Annotated in this window: 10 protein-coding genes and 3 tRNA genes; 5 read left to right on the top strand and 8 right to left on the bottom strand. The window is 68.8% G+C overall.

What is annotated here, in order from left to right; all coding sequences use genetic code 11:
- Nucleotides 1-5: 5 nt before the first annotated feature.
- Nucleotides 6-809, top strand: a complete 804-nt coding sequence (locus ACYVKI_RS07150) for an exodeoxyribonuclease III (RefSeq protein ID WP_460689653.1) — start codon at nucleotides 6-8, stop codon at nucleotides 807-809.
- A gap of 132 nt (nucleotides 810-941) precedes the next feature.
- Here the strand turns inward: ACYVKI_RS07150 and ACYVKI_RS07145 are convergent, their stop codons facing one another.
- The 4 genes from ACYVKI_RS07145 to ACYVKI_RS07130 all read right to left on the bottom strand — a co-directional run bounded on the left by ACYVKI_RS07145 (nucleotide 942) and on the right by ACYVKI_RS07130 (nucleotide 2,618).
- Nucleotides 942-1,928, bottom strand: a complete 987-nt coding sequence (locus ACYVKI_RS07145; protein WP_460689652.1) for a DUF4282 domain-containing protein — start codon at nucleotides 1,926-1,928, stop codon at nucleotides 942-944.
- Nucleotides 1,929-2,263: 335 nt separating this feature from the next.
- Nucleotides 2,264-2,339: transfer RNA gene (locus ACYVKI_RS07140), tRNA-Phe, on the bottom strand.
- Between the two features lie 48 nt (nucleotides 2,340-2,387).
- A tRNA-Asp gene (locus ACYVKI_RS07135) sits at nucleotides 2,388-2,461 on the bottom strand.
- A gap of 84 nt (nucleotides 2,462-2,545) precedes the next feature.
- A tRNA-Glu gene (locus tag ACYVKI_RS07130) sits at nucleotides 2,546-2,618 on the bottom strand.
- Between the two features lie 156 nt (nucleotides 2,619-2,774).
- Between ACYVKI_RS07130 and ACYVKI_RS07125 the strand changes: the two genes are divergently transcribed.
- From ACYVKI_RS07125 to ACYVKI_RS07110, 4 genes are all read left to right on the top strand, one after another.
- Entirely contained in the window at nucleotides 2,775-3,140 is a 366-nt protein-coding gene (locus tag ACYVKI_RS07125; protein ID WP_460689651.1) for a metallopeptidase family protein, read from the top strand.
- A 549-nt stretch (nucleotides 3,141-3,689) separates the two neighbouring features.
- Nucleotides 3,690-6,419 carry a C40 family peptidase gene (locus ACYVKI_RS07120; RefSeq protein ID WP_460689650.1) on the top strand — a complete coding sequence of 910 codons (2,730 nt, stop codon included), beginning with the start codon at nucleotides 3,690-3,692 and terminating at the stop codon, nucleotides 6,417-6,419.
- 224 nt (nucleotides 6,420-6,643) lie between these two features.
- Nucleotides 6,644-8,146 (top strand): NupC/NupG family nucleoside CNT transporter, encoded by a 1,503-nt coding sequence (locus ACYVKI_RS07115; RefSeq protein WP_460689649.1) that lies wholly within the window; start codon nucleotides 6,644-6,646, stop codon nucleotides 8,144-8,146.
- A 183-nt stretch (nucleotides 8,147-8,329) separates the two neighbouring features.
- Nucleotides 8,330-9,403: a universal stress protein gene (locus tag ACYVKI_RS07110; RefSeq protein ID WP_460689648.1), complete on the top strand. Its 1,074-nt coding sequence runs from the start codon at nucleotides 8,330-8,332 to the stop codon at nucleotides 9,401-9,403.
- Between the two features lie 53 nt (nucleotides 9,404-9,456).
- On the opposite strand, the gene ACYVKI_RS07105 is transcribed toward ACYVKI_RS07110, so the two are convergent.
- The 4 genes from ACYVKI_RS07105 to ACYVKI_RS07090 form a co-directional block, all read right to left on the bottom strand.
- Nucleotides 9,457-9,780, bottom strand: a complete 324-nt coding sequence (locus tag ACYVKI_RS07105) for a thiamine-binding protein (protein WP_460689647.1) — start codon at nucleotides 9,778-9,780, stop codon at nucleotides 9,457-9,459.
- Nucleotides 9,777-10,934 (bottom strand): glycerophosphodiester phosphodiesterase family protein, encoded by a 1,158-nt coding sequence (locus tag ACYVKI_RS07100; protein WP_460689646.1) that lies wholly within the window; start codon nucleotides 10,932-10,934, stop codon nucleotides 9,777-9,779. Before ACYVKI_RS07100 ends, ACYVKI_RS07105 begins: the two co-directional genes overlap by 4 nt.
- Before the next feature lie 125 nt (nucleotides 10,935-11,059).
- Nucleotides 11,060-12,199 carry a hypothetical protein gene (locus tag ACYVKI_RS07095; protein WP_460689645.1) on the bottom strand — a complete coding sequence of 380 codons (1,140 nt, stop codon included), beginning with the start codon at nucleotides 12,197-12,199 and terminating at the stop codon, nucleotides 11,060-11,062.
- 117 nt (nucleotides 12,200-12,316) lie between these two features.
- Nucleotides 12,317-13,654, bottom strand: coding sequence for an endonuclease/exonuclease/phosphatase family protein (locus ACYVKI_RS07090; RefSeq protein WP_460689644.1), 1,338 nt, complete (start codon nucleotides 13,652-13,654; stop codon nucleotides 12,317-12,319).
- Nucleotides 13,655-13,718: the final 64 nt, after the last annotated feature.

Here is a 13,718-nt window from a genome sequence, read left to right as displayed (position 1 = left end):
CCTCCGTGAGAATCGCGACCTGGAATGTGAACTCGATGCGTGCCCGGGCTGACCGGGTGGAGGCCTGGCTGGACCGTACGGACGTGGACGTCCTCGCCATCCAGGAGACCAAGTGCAAGGATGACAACTTCCCCTGGGAGGTCTTCGAGCACAACGGCTATGACGTCGCCCATTTCGGGCTGAACCAGTGGAACGGGGTGGCCATCGCCTCTCGGGTGGGGATGGCCGACGTCGAACGGACCTTCCCGGACCAGCCCGCCTTCGGCAAGGGCGGCAAGGACCCCGTCCAGGAGGCGCGGGCGATCGCCGCCACCTGTGACGGGGTGCGCATCTGGAGCCTCTACGTCCCCAACGGCCGCGCCCTGGAGGACGAGCACATGGTCTACAAGCTCGCGTGGCTTCGGCAGCTGCGTGAGCATGCCGAGACATGGCTGGCTGACGACCCGCAGGCCCAGGTGGCGCTGATGGGCGATTGGAACATCGCCCCGCAGGACGACGACGTCTGGGACATCGACCACTTCCGCGCCGAGGGGCTGACCCATGTCTCCGAGCCTGAGCGTGAGGCGTTCCGCGGCTTCCTGGAGGCCGGCTACGCCGACGTCGTCCGCCCCCACACCCCGGGCCCGGGCGTGTACACCTACTGGGACTACACGAAGCTGCGCTTCCCGAAGAAGGAGGGCATGCGCATCGACTTCGTACTGGCAACCCCGGCGCTGGCCGAGCGTGTGGGCCACGCCTTCATCGACCGCGAGGAACGCAAGGGCAAGGGCGCCTCGGACCACGCCCCCGTGGTGGTGGACCTGAACTGACCAGTCCGGACCCTCAGGGGTCTCTGCCGATCGGCTCTGCGCGCTGCTGCAGACCACATCCTGCAGGCGACGACGGCGCCCGTTCCTCTACACGGAGGAGCGGGCGCCGTCGTCGACCTCAGCGCAGCCGGGTCAGGAGTTCTGCCGCAGCTCGTGGCGCAGCTCCTCGATCTCCACCCGCACCCCGGCGGTGTTCTGCGAGGTGCGGACCATCGCGATGAAGAACTCCAGGCTGATACGGATGAGGATCAGGTAGATCGCCGCGGGAATCCAGCCAAGCAGCAAGGCGATCACCCCGACGAGCGGATCGGCGACGAACCCGGCGATGATGGCGAACAGCCACCCCAGCACCAGGAACGCCAGGAAGATGATGTAGATGAACTTGGCGAACTTCACCGTGACGAAGCTCTGGAAGGTGAAGTCGAAGAGCGCCCCCAGGAAGCCCTTGCCCTCCACTGCGTTGACCGCCGAGTGCCCACCGGGGGCACCGGGGTGCGGCTGCTGGGCGTACTGCTGCTGATACTGCTGCTCGTACTGCTGGCCATAGGCCTGGCCGCCGTAGGGCTGACCCGGGTGTCCGTAGGTCGCCTGCTGCGCGGCATACGGGTCCTGGTGGCCGTACCCATAGGCTGGCTGTGCCGAGCCTGCTGACTGGGCGGAGTAGTCCGCGGGCTGCGGGGCGAAGTACCCCTGCGGCGGCTGTTCGTGCGCGCCGTGGCTCTCCGGCCCTGGCTGGCCCTGCGGGTAACCGGCGGGGTCCTGCTGGTGGGCGGGGTGGGATCCCTGAGCAGGGCCCTGCGCCTGCCCGGGGTGGCCGTACTGACCCTGCTGGGGTGCGCCCCACTCCTGCTGCGCGGCGGGCTGCTGACCATAGGGCTGGCCGAGATCACCGGCCGAGGGGGCGGAGGATCCGGAGGCGGCGTCAGCGAGGGGGTCCGAGTAAGGCTCAGGGGTCGGTGCCTGCGCTCCCGGGAAGCCGCCCCCCGACTCAGACTGGAAGGGCTGGGCCTCCGCAGCGCCGGTTCCGTCCGCGGGGCTCTGAGCCGAAGACTGGTCCATGTTCTCGTGGGTGTGCTCGTCGTCCGGGCCAGGGCCGGGGTGGCCGGGCTGCTGCGTCATGACGCCTCCTGAGGTCTGCGGTCCATCATCACCTCTCAACCTATACGAGGGGGTCCTCAGCAGTCGATGATCCCGACGCCCCGTGGGCTGACGTGCGTCAGTGGAGCGGGCGGTGAAGGTGTGTGCTGCAGCCGATTCACCGCCGTCCCGCACGTTCGGCCGCGCTTCCCCTCAGCGGCTGAGGGGCACGTGTGCCCGCGGGGCGTTTCTGACCTATTGGCCCCCGATTCTGCGGGTTCCCCGCCGACCATCTGACAGGGCGTGGGCAACGGGCTGCTGGGACGATACCTGGGCAGAGACGAAGAAACCCCCGCTGGAAGCGGGGGTTTCTTCAGTGGTGGCTCCGACCGGCGTCGATCCGGTGACCTTTCGATTTTCAGTCGAACGCTCTACCAACTGAGCTACAGAGCCGGGGCGCCATCACATGATGACTCAAGCTGCTCTTGCGAGAGCTTGGAGCGACCCAGACGGGACTTGAACCCGCGACCTCCACCGTGACAGGGTGGCGCGCTAACCAACTGCGCCACTGGGCCTTGCTTTTCAGTTGTCCGTGCCGCTTGGCACGGTTAGAAACTCTAGCAGAGCTTCTCGCTCGGCTCCAAATCGAAGCTGAGCAGTACCCCCAACGGGATTCGAACCCGTGCCGCCGCCGTGAAAGGGCGGTGTCCTAGGCCGCTAGACGATGGGGGCGCGATCCCGTGGTGGACTCTTGAAAGTCTAGGCGCTCATCGTCACCACCAGCAAATCACGCCAGCACCAGCCAGGCGACCGGATCCCTCTCGGGCCCGACCCTTCCCCACCCCAGCGATCGACGGGCGACAGGGGGTCACCTCTAAACTGGTGGGCATGCCGGTTCAGATGAGCGACGAGGACTTCGACGACGCGGCGGCCCGCGCCCTGGAGATGATCCCGGAAGCCCTGCGGAACAAGCTCGACAACGTCGCCGTCTTCGTGGAGGACCGCTATGAGCCGCAGCCGGGCGAACATCCGGACACTGTGCTGCTCGGCCTCTATGAAGGCATCCCGCTCACCGAGCGCGGCGGCGAGCCGTGGTCCATGCCGGACCGGATCACCCTCTACAAGGAGCCGATCCTGCAGATGTGCGAGACCCGCGAAGAGGTCACCCGTCAGGTGACCATCACGGTCGTGCACGAGGTGGCCCATTTCTTCGGCATCGATGACGCCACCCTGCACCGCCTCGGATGGGGCTGAACCGCGACACCTCCACCTCCACAGGGACTCATAACACAACGTCAAGCGGAAGTCACGGAGGCTCAACCTTCAACCTACTTGAAGGTTGAGCGATACCGTTCTGTGACCCTACATCCCTGATATGACAGGGATCGAGGGCTCACAGCTTCATCACAGGAACGACACGACCTGTTGCCAAGGTGACGAAACCGCAACTATCGTGAGCGCTGTAGCGCCACATGGCCGTCATGCGATTCCCATCTCTGACGGTTGTCGGCCCCACTCACACCACGACGGCGGTGACACGCCCGAGCGGACCGGAGCCCCTGACAGGGCCGCCGGAGGAGCTGGAGCCGGGGACCGCCGGTGTCGCCGCTGAAGCCCCTGGGCACTGACTGGACCCTCCCATCGCGGGAGCCCTGCGCACCGTCGCGGTCCGCCGAGCTCCTCGGTCGAGTCAGCCACCCGGAAGGCACAGGCGTCCGCAGACGGCGGCCGGCCCGAGCGCGTGGCGCTGCGTCCGTGAGGAACAAGTGAGGAACTACCGTGAAGAACCGCCGCAATCTCGGCGTGGCAGCTGTGACTGCCGCCGTCGTGACGACTGCGCTGGTCGGGACCACGCTTCCCGACCTGCTGGCTGACCGCGCCGCCAGCTCCGTCCATCAGCAGAATCAGAATGCCGAGGGATCCCCCGACTCCGTCGTGGTGACTGAGCTTCCGGAAGTCCCCTCGGCCAAGGAGATCTCCAGCGCCAAGGAATCCTCCCAGGCCACCGATCAGATGATCGGGGAGATCAACGAACGGCTCTCCCAGGCCAGCCAGCGGGCACTCGAGCTCGAGGCTGCCATGCAGATCGAGCACCAGAACGCCCTGGAGGCCGAGCAGCAGGCCGCCGAAGCGGCTGAGGCCGCTGAAGCTGCCCGCGAAGCCGCCGACACCGCCGACTCCGGCGCCGCCGACCAGTACCAGGCCGGTGAGACCACCGCCGAGGACGTGCTTCTCGCCGAGGACGACAACACCCTCGCCGACGCCGCCACCGAGCAGCAGCTTGAGGAGCAGGCCGAATCCGACGCCGCCGATGCCGAGCAGCAGGCCGCCGAGGCCGAGGCCCTGGCCGACCAGGCCTCCCAGCAGTCCACCGCCGCCGCCGAAGCCCGCGAGACTGCCGAGCGGAACAGCGAGCAGAACAGCTCTGAGGTCACCGAGGTCGGCGAGCGCGCCCTGGAGCTCATCGACGAGCTCGCAGACCTCAAGGGCATGGACGCCTCGATCCTGCGGGCCCAGATCACGGCGAACTCCGACTTCCACGACGCCGACGGCAACGTGGACCCGCAGAAGATCGCGTACCACATCGATCTCCTGCGCGGGCTGATGTCAGAGGACTCTGCGGAGTCTGACGACGATGAGACCCCCGAGGGTTCGTCGGACGATGGAGAAGGGGAAGCTTCATCGTCCGACGAACCTGAGGGCCCTGACGCCGCGGACGCCACGGTGCCGGCCCACAGTCTGGACCAGTACCTCGCCAGCACCCGCGACATGGTCGCGCGCCTGGCTGAGCTGGAGGAGACCGACGTCGAAGCGATGTTCCAGAAGCTCGTCGAGGACGAGGACTTCCTCGACGAGGACGGACTGCTCGACCATGCGGCCCTGCAGTCTCGGGTCTACGAGCTCTCCCCCGGGGACGCGCCCGAGCCCGAGGATGACCAGGAGCAGGACGAGGCTCCCGCCGAGGACGAAGCCACACAGGATGAGGACGAGGCTGACGAGTCTGACGAGTCTGACGAGTCTGACGAGGCCACACAGGACGAGGAGCAGACCGACGCGGGCAGCGTCCACAGCCTGGCCGACTACCTGCCCGGCACCCAGAACCTGGTGGAGCGCCTCGCCGAGCTGGAGGACACCGACACCGAGTCCATGTTCCAGCAGCTCATCGACGACGAGGACTTCCTCGACGAGAACGGCATCCTCGACCACCCCGCCGTCCACGCCCGGGTCTACGAGCTCGAGCCGCAGCCTGAGCCGGAGGAGTCCGACGAGGACGAGGAGCAGAGTTCCTCCGCCACAGAGGACTCCGAGGAGCCAGCCCAGCAGGCCCACCGCCTGGACCACTACCTTCCGGGCACACAGGGCCTGGTGAAGGAGCTCGCCGAGCTGGAGGACGAGTCCCCGGCCGCGATGTTCGAGAAGCTCATCGCCGACTCTGACTTCACCGACTCGGACGGCCTGCTCGACCACGCGGCCCTCCGCGCCCGGGTCAACGAACTCACCCCCGAGCCGGAGCCCGAGCCGGAGCAGAGCAACAGCTCCTCGAGCTCCAGCTCGAACACCAGCTCCGCCTCCAGCTCCGCGCAGCCCTCCGGCCCGACCCTGGACCAGTACCTGCCCGGCACCCGCACGCTGGTCGAGCAGCTGGCCGACCTGGAGGACGAGTCCCCGGCCGCGATGTTCGAGAAGCTCATCGGCGACTCTGACTTCACCGACTCCTCGGGCCTGCTCGACCACGACGCCCTCCGTGCCCGGGTCAACGAACTCACCCCCGAGCCGGAGCCCGAGCCCGAGCCCGAGCAGAGCAGCAGCTCCTCAGAGTCGAACTCCTCAAGCAGCAGCTCCGCTGAGCCCACCGGGCCGCGCCTGGAGCAGTACCTGCCGGGCACCCGCGCGCTGGTCGAGCAGCTCGCCGACCTCCGCGGTGACGGCGTGCAGGAGACCTTCCGCTCCATCCTGGGCGACTCCTCCCTGGTGGGCAGCAACGGCGTCATCGACCACGCCGCTCTGCAGCGCGAGGTCAACCGCCTCACCCCGGAACCGGAGCCTGAACCGGCGCCGAGCACCGGGTCCTCGAGCTCCGGGTCCTCGAGCTCCGGAACGTCGAGCTCCGGGTCCTCGAGCTCAAGCTCCGGCAGCCAGTCGGCTGCGGCCGGCAGCGCCAGTGCCGCGCAGATCGCCGTGAACTTCGCGGTCGGCAAGGTCAACGAGCCGGGCACCCACTACGTGCTCGGAGCCACCGGCCCGAAGGCCTGGGACTGCTCCTCGCTGATGCAGGCCTCCTTCGCTCAGGCGGGCATCTCGCTGCCCCGCACGGCCCACCAGCAGTTCCAGGGCGGCCAGTCGGTCTCGCTGGACAACCTGCAGCCCGGTGACATCGTCTTCTGGGTCAACGGCGGCCGCGCCACGCACAACGCCATCTACATCGGCAACGGTCAGGTGGCCCACGCCCGCAACCCGCAGGCCGGGCTGAGCATCACCTCGGTGTACTACGCCTACCAGGACCCGCACCCGGTGGCGAAGCGCTACTGGTGATCACACGCCGGCACGACGTCCGGTGACGACGGCGGGCCCGGTCGGATCTCCATCCGGCCGGGCCCGCCGTCGTCGTCGGCTCCCCGCCCCTGTGTGGCGCAGAACTCACTCATTGGGCATACTTGCCCTGATGTTCGGGGGAATCCCCCGCTGATCCTGCGGCCCGCGGACAACCCGACGGTCCGCCGCACGTCATCACTCCGCATCTGAGAGGAAGGGCTCTCGTGATCCATATCCTGTGGGGCATCATGGGCATGACCGTGGTGCTCGCCATCGCCATCCTGTTCTCCGTCGACAGGCGCAAGATCAACATCCGCACGGTCGCGATCGCCCTGGCCATCCAGGTGTTCTTCGCTGTCTTCGTGCTCTACCTCCCCTGGGGCCAGGCCGCCCTGGGCGGCGCCACCCGCGTCGTGCAGAGCGTCATCGACGTCTCTGGGGAAGGCATCGACTTCCTCTTCGGGGACCTCGCCGGAGAGGGGATGTTCTCCTTCGCGTTGGCGGTGCTGCCGGTGATCATCTTCTTCGCCTCACTGACCGCGGTGCTCTACCACCTGAAGATCCTTCAGTTCGTGGTCCGCGTCATCGGCGGTGCGCTGCAGAAGCTGCTGGGCACCTCCCGAGCCGAGTCGATGAGCGCCGCAGCGAACATCTTCGTCGGTCAGACCGAGGCCCCGCTGGTCATCCGTCCCTACATCGCGGGGATGACCAAGTCCGAACTCTTCGCTGTCATGGTCGGCGGGCTCTCCACTGTGGCGGGTTCCGTGCTGGTGGGCTACGCGGGCATGGGAGCCAACCTGGAGTACTTGATCGCTGCGAGCTTCATGGCCGCCCCCGGCGCGCTGCTGATGGCCAAGATCATCATCCCCGCCGGCTCATTCGACGAGATCGACGCCGGCAAGTCCGAACGCCAGGCCGGCGACGAGGCCACCCTGGGCGGCACCCGGTACGTCAAGGGCCGCGAGACCGCCGCAGCCGGCGCTGAGTCCGCCGACGACGCCGCCAGCGGCACCACCGGCGGCGCCACCACGCTGACTGAGGAGCGACCCGGCGACGACGTCACCCCCAGCGGCCACGCAGTGAGCTCGTCCTCCGCCGACACGACATCCTCGGGCGACGCCGGGCACCAGAGGGCGTCCGAGGAGAACACCTCTCGCCCCGGACGCTCGGTCGTCGACCCGGCCGCTGCCGCCGCCGGCGCCGAGGAGAAGCCCCGCAACGTCATCGATGCGGCTGCCCGGGGCGCCGGCGACGGCCTGCGGCTGGCCGCGAACGTCGGAGCCATGCTGCTGGCGTTCATCTCACTGATCGCGCTGATCAACCTGGGCATCGGTCAGGTCGGCGGCTGGTTCGGCGCCCCTGACCTGACCTTCGAGCAGATCATGGGCTACGTGTTCGCTCCGCTGATGTGGGCCGTGGGCGTGCCGTGGGAGGACGCTGTGGCCGCCGGCTCGTTCCTGGGCCAGAAGCTCGTGCTCAACGAGTTCGTCGCCTTCGCCGACTTCGCTCCCCAGGCCGAGGCGTTCTCCGTGAAGTCCCAGGCGGTCATCACCTTCGCCCTGACCGGTTTCGCGAACTTCAGCTCCATGGCGATCCTGCTCGGCGGGCTCGGAGGCATCGCGAAGAACCGCCGCTCGGACATCGCCCAGCTGGGCCTGCGCGCCGTGCTGGCCGGCACTCTGGCCAACCTGATGAGCGCCTCCATCGTGGGGATGATGATCTTCTGATCCACCGGGTGAACCCACCGCCTCACCCGTGAGGTCAGGGGTCGACACATCACCTCGACGGATACCCCAGCTCACCGGCTGATCGGCCGGTGAGCTGGGGTGTTCCATCTCTCGTGCCGTGCGATACCTTGGCTGTACCATGGGGTCACCCCACGCGGGATCCGACGTGGCTTGGAGGTCAGGATGAACGTTGCACCAGATCAGAAACCCGGACCGGGCACCTCGGGCCAGGGGCCCGGCGGGCCTCGACCGCGCGGCGTCGTCGTCGGCGTCGACGGCTCCGAACAGTCTCTGCGAGCGGCCCACTGGGCGGCGGCCGAAGCCAACCGTCGGCAGCTGCCTCTGACCGTCGTCACCGCCTATTCCCTGCCGGCCTTCGCGGCCTCCTCCATGGACGGCGGCTACGCGCTGATGGACGAGTCCGCGCTGCGTCAAGGCTCGGAGAAGGTCATCGACCAGGCCAAGGAGTTCCTGCGGGACTACCCCGGTCAGGTCGACTATGCCATCGAGTCCGGAGATCCCGCCGGGGTGCTGCTGGACTACTCGCAGCAGGCCGAGGTCCTGGTGGTCGGCAGCCGCGGCCGGGGAGGATTCCTGGGCCGCCTGCTGGGGTCGGTGTCCGCGGCGCTGCCCGCCCACGCCAAATGCCCCACTGTGGTGGTGCCGCTGAAGTTCTCCTGCCAGGAGTCGAATGCGGTGACCACCGCCACCGGCGCCATCCCGGTCATCACCCCGGGCACGGCGACGCAGGATGCCTCCTCGGAAGGGACACGCAGCGAGGACACCCGCCCCGTAGCGGCCGGCGTCGACGGCTCCGACTACGGACGTGTGGCCGCCCTGATCGCCGCCCGCGAAGCCAGCGAACGGGGGACCTCGCTGCGGATCGTCTGCGCGTTGCCCCCGCTCGGCGCCACGCTGGTGTGGATCCCCACCCACGTGGAGGACGGCCGGGCCGTCGCTGAACTGAAGGAGAAGCTCGACGCCGGACGCCGCTGGCTGCACAGCCACTATCCGAACCTGACGATCGACGCCGAGGTCATCGACGGCACCGCAGTGGACGTACTCGTCGAAGAGACGCGCCACGCCCAGCTGACCGTGCTGGGCACCCGCGGCCGCGGAGGCTTCGCCGGCATGCTGCTCGGCTCCACCTCCCAGGGGGTGCTGCACCACGCGGAGGGACCCCTGATGGTGGTCCCGGAGAAGAAGGACCGGCGCCTGGCCGACCGGCCGGAGTTCGGCCCGGTCCTCGGCGAATGAGGCAGCGCGCACCACGGTGCGGGCACCCTGGGCGTTCGGTCCACCCCGGGCGTTCAGTCCTCGAGTGCGGACTCCAGTCGGGCGACCTTGCCGTCGAGCTCCCCGCTGCGCCCAGGGCGGATGTCCGCCTTGATCACCAGTGAGATGCGGTTGCCGAAGGGCGCCACGGCCTCAGTGGCGCGCTTGACGACGTCGAAGACCTCATCCCATTCACCCTCGATCTCGGTGAACATCGAGCTGGTGCGATTCGGCAACCCGGACTCACGGACCACCGCGACGGCGGCGGCGACCGCCTCGTGGACGGAGCCGTCCCCGGCCTGTCCCTCATGACCAGGTTGCGGAGTGCCGGATGGTGCGACTGAGAATGCCACGATCATGGCACCAGGGTAGGAACTCGCCCCGCCTCCTGGCCAGGGCTGCTCACCGCGGCGATGACTCGGGCAGGGAAGTTCGTGGTCATCTCCTGCACACCCAGGGCCAGCAGCAGCTCCACGTCGGCCAGCTCGTCCACTGTCCATACACGCAGCCCCATGCCGCTGGCCAGCCAGGCGGTGACATCGGCCCGGTGCTCCCTCACATAGCGCATCCCCGGGCCGGCCAGGCCCACCTGCGAGTTCCACACCAGGGCCTCAGCGTCCCGGACGGCACCGCGCACGAGGGCGGAGACCACCGGCTTCACGGCGAAGGAGAAGCGCAGATGCTGCAGCCGACGGGTCATCTGCGCCTCGGTGACCTGGTCGAACAGAGCGCAGAGCTTCTCGGCAGGGACCATGTCCGCCAGATGGAGCAGGGAGCCCGGGTGGAAGCTCATGAAGGAGACCTCCACCTGCGGCGCCCGGACGTGCCGCGCCTGCTGGGTGTGCTGAGCCTGTCGGCTGTGCGGCGGCCGGTGGCCGATCCCGGTGGCCTCCCCGCGGCTCGGCAGAAGCGACGTCTCCGGATCCCAGCCGAGACGCAGCAGGACCTGCAGGACCTTCTCCTCCAGCTGGTGTCCATAGGGCGAGGGGTGCTTCAGCTCGATGGCGAGGCCGAGGTCCCGCCCCGCCTCCATCAGCAGCTCCAGCAGCTCCTGGAGGGTCATCAGCTGCTGACCCGGACGCCCGTACTCCCCAGGCAGCCGGGGGGTCTTCCAGGAGTGGACGTCCAGGCGGCGCATCTGGGCCAGCGTCATCTCGGCGACGGCACCGTGACCGTCCGTGGTGCGGTCCACCAGGGGGTCATGGAAGCAGATGACTTCGCCGTCGCGGGTCAGCTGCACATCGATCTCGATCCCGTCAGCACCTTCGTCCAGGGCTCGCATGTACGCGGCCCGGGTGTGCTCAGGGAACAGCCCGGAGGAACCCCGATGGGCATAGACCTTCGCCGAGCGCATCGGTCCCGCCGGGGGCGTCAGATCCAGGTCTGCGGGCAGGTGGTGCCGCACCGGATCCGCGAGTCGGCCTACCGGCTGGGCGCGTGCGATCCGGCGCTGCGGCCCGACGGAGCCGATGCCCGTGACGGGCCTGTTCTCATCGGTCGTCTCACCATGCACGTTCTCAGCCTATTCCGCGCAGAAGAACCGGAGAAGGCCCGCTGAGGAAGACTCCCTGACAGTTCCGGTGAACAGCAGGCGACGTCGGCCGCCGATCCGCCTGCGGGGCCTTCGGGGTCGTCCTCTCAGCGCGTCTCGTCCTGGGCCTTCTGCAGGTCCTTCTCGGCCCGATCGATGCGCCGACGGGCGCGCTCCCGCTTCAGCTCACGCCGGCGCTCCGCACGATCTCCCCGGTGCTCCTTCTGCGCCGACCGGCGCTCCGCCCGCAGCTCCTTCTTCTTCAGGCGACGCTCTCGACGGTCGGCCCGGTGCTTCTCACGGTCCAACGCGCGGCGCATGTCCTCCACCACGGCTGGCGGGGTGTCCTCCGGGAGCTCACCGAACGTCCGGTGCGCAGTGCGCACGATCTGCTTGGCCAGCACGTGGTTCGCGGCCCCCCCGACCACCGCGCCGATGCCGAAGGGGATCGCCCGGGCCACCATCGTGGTGCCTTGCCGGATGAAGAACCGCTTCACGAACTGCCGCTTGATCTGATCGACCACGAGTCCGCCCACACTGGAGGAGCTCGACAGGGCCCGCATCGGCACCAACGTCGCGAACGGTCCGAGACCACGGCCGTCCACCTGCTCGGAGAGCTCCCCGAGCAGCTGCCGACCCTCCTCCCCGAGCATGATGCCCATGACCAGCAGCTGAGCGCGTTCCGGATCCTCCGTCGAGACTCCGGAGAGTTCGGCCACGGACTGGGCGTAGAGGGCGCTGGTCTCCAGGAATCCGCCGGTGGCGGCGGCAGAGAGTCCCAGCGACGCCACTGTGCCGACCGACGGGATCGCCGCCGTGGCACCGATCGCCGCGCCGGTTCCGGTCATCACCCGGACGAACTCCTTGTCCAGCTGGCGGGCCAGCTGACGGTTGTTCAACGTCGGATGGTTCTTGCGCAGGTGGCGCAGGTTCGCCATGACCAGCGGCCGCTGCACGGTGACGGCACGGGTGAGGAAACTCTCCGCGGCGGGGGTGAGGCGACCGTCGTCGTCGAAGGTCTGCCGGGAGACCAGGCTGAGCGCCTGCCTGCCGAAGAATCCTGCTGCGGCCCCCCGCATCAAGGACCCGCCCGTGCTGCGACGGCTCCGCTTCGCCCCTCGGGCCGGCGCCGGCCGAGGTGGGGCGGCCTGCGGGCCCTCCGTGCGGGACGAGGCTGCCGGCGCGATCGGAGAGGGCAGCGGGCGGTCGACGTCGCCGCCGCGGGGAATCAGCGAGTGAGAGGGCATTCTGCAGCTCCGGGGGTTCGGCGGCTCCCCGCCGTCAGAGGTGCGACGACGCAGGGAGCGGGAAAGACGCGGTCCTCTGGTGAGACTAACGCATTCACCTGACGGAACGGGATCCGGTCACGAGGTCGCCAGGTCCACCCAGACCAGGCGGTCACGCAGTGACGCGCCGTCCTCGGGGTCCACCAGGTTGAAGCCGAACTCGCCCTCGCCCGGCCAGAAGATGCCGCTGTCGGTCACCTCGGCGTCGGCGTCAGGCAGCACCAGGGAGACCCGACGGTCCTCGGCACCGTCGACAGCACGGGTGGCATGCTCATCCGTGGCGTCCGCCTCGCCGGGGCGGGCGCTCAGCGACTGCTCGGTCACAGCTTCGGGGAGCGGATCCTGCACCGCCGGGGAGTCCAGCAGAGACGGCGTCTCCTCGGACTCGCGGTCCTCCTGGGAGCCGAGCGGGCGACTCTCGCCGGGGGCGGAGCCGGGCTCTCCGGCGATCACGAAGGAGGACCCCGGTGTCAGACCACCGGTCTCGCCGTCGTCGTCGTAGATGTACCAGCCGTCCGACGAGTCTGCGGAGACGTAGTCCGCGATCAGCTGGCGCTCGTCGGTCGCCCGTTCGACGTCGAAGCCGCGGGCTTCCTCCTCTGGTGGCTGGCTGTTGGCGATGATGTGCAGGGTCTCGCCCTCGTCACCGACCTCCACGGGGACGTCCCACAGGGAGGTCGAGGCCAGGCGCAGCACCGACTTGTCGAGATCGGTGTAACCGGCATCCGGCAAGGAGTTCTCCGGCATGTCGCTCCAGAGGAAGTCCTGGAAGGTGCGCACCTCATCCTCGACTATCGGGTGCGCAGAGAAGATCGCCATTCCGTACTGACCGGGGAACTCGCCGTAGCCGAGGGCATCGGCAGGGCCGCCGATGCGTCCGTCGCCGTCGAGGTCAGTGCCCGAGTCGATGCCGGAGTTCGTCGGCGCGGTGTAGACGTAGGGGAAGTCGAGGCCTGCAGTGGCCAGGTACCGGGCGTTGAGCGTCTCGGCGATCCTGCCCTCAGCATCGTGGGTGATCCCGGTGAGGACCAGGACGTCCGGGGAGTTCAGGTGCGCGGTGCGGGCCACGACGCGGGCCGGCGCGTTCATCCCCCCGCGCAGCGCCTCCAGCACAGATTCGGCAGAGTCTCCCGTCAGTCCCGCACGCAGGGTCGCGACGCGCAGATCGCCCTCGGCCTTCTCCACAGTGGTGTCCTCAGCGTCGCCGGACTGTGCCGGCTCCGGCACGAGGATCGGCTGTCCCGGCGCCGGATACGACGGCATCGCCGGGGCGGACGCGTCATCGCCGCCCGGATCATGCGTCGCCTGCGCCGGCACGGCTCCTCCGAGGAGGAGTCCCCCCATCAGACCGACGGTGGCGCCGATCGACAGAGCGCGCCGGATCCCGGGCGCGGCCTGATCTGGTCCTGTGGGCATGGTGACCACCGTAGCCGCGGGCACTGCACTAACCAACCCAGATCCCGTCACATCGTGAACAGTT

This window comes from Nesterenkonia suensis (assembly GCF_054782935.1).
The sequence above is the reverse complement of the archived record's forward strand: the minus strand, read 5'-3'. Positions and strand labels throughout refer to the sequence as shown.

What these genes read in the sequence shown, in the direction of transcription:
- ACYVKI_RS07095 (WP_460689645.1), bottom strand. Translation starts at nt 12,199, where the DNA reads ATGCCCTCTCACTCGCTGATTCCCCGCGGCGGCGACGTCGACCGCCCG.
- ACYVKI_RS07145 (WP_460689652.1), bottom strand. Translation starts at nt 1,928, where the DNA reads ATGACGCAGCAGCCCGGCCACCCCGGCCCTGGCCCGGACGACGAGCAC.
- ACYVKI_RS07090 (WP_460689644.1), bottom strand. Translation starts at nt 13,654, where the DNA reads ATGCCCACAGGACCAGATCAGGCCGCGCCCGGGATCCGGCGCGCTCTG.
- ACYVKI_RS07105 (WP_460689647.1), bottom strand. Translation starts at nt 9,780, where the DNA reads ATGATCGTGGCATTCTCAGTCGCACCATCCGGCACTCCGCAACCTGGT.
- ACYVKI_RS07110 (WP_460689648.1), top strand. Translation starts at nt 8,330, where the DNA reads ATGAACGTTGCACCAGATCAGAAACCCGGACCGGGCACCTCGGGCCAG.
- ACYVKI_RS07125 (WP_460689651.1), top strand. Translation starts at nt 2,775, where the DNA reads ATGCCGGTTCAGATGAGCGACGAGGACTTCGACGACGCGGCGGCCCGC.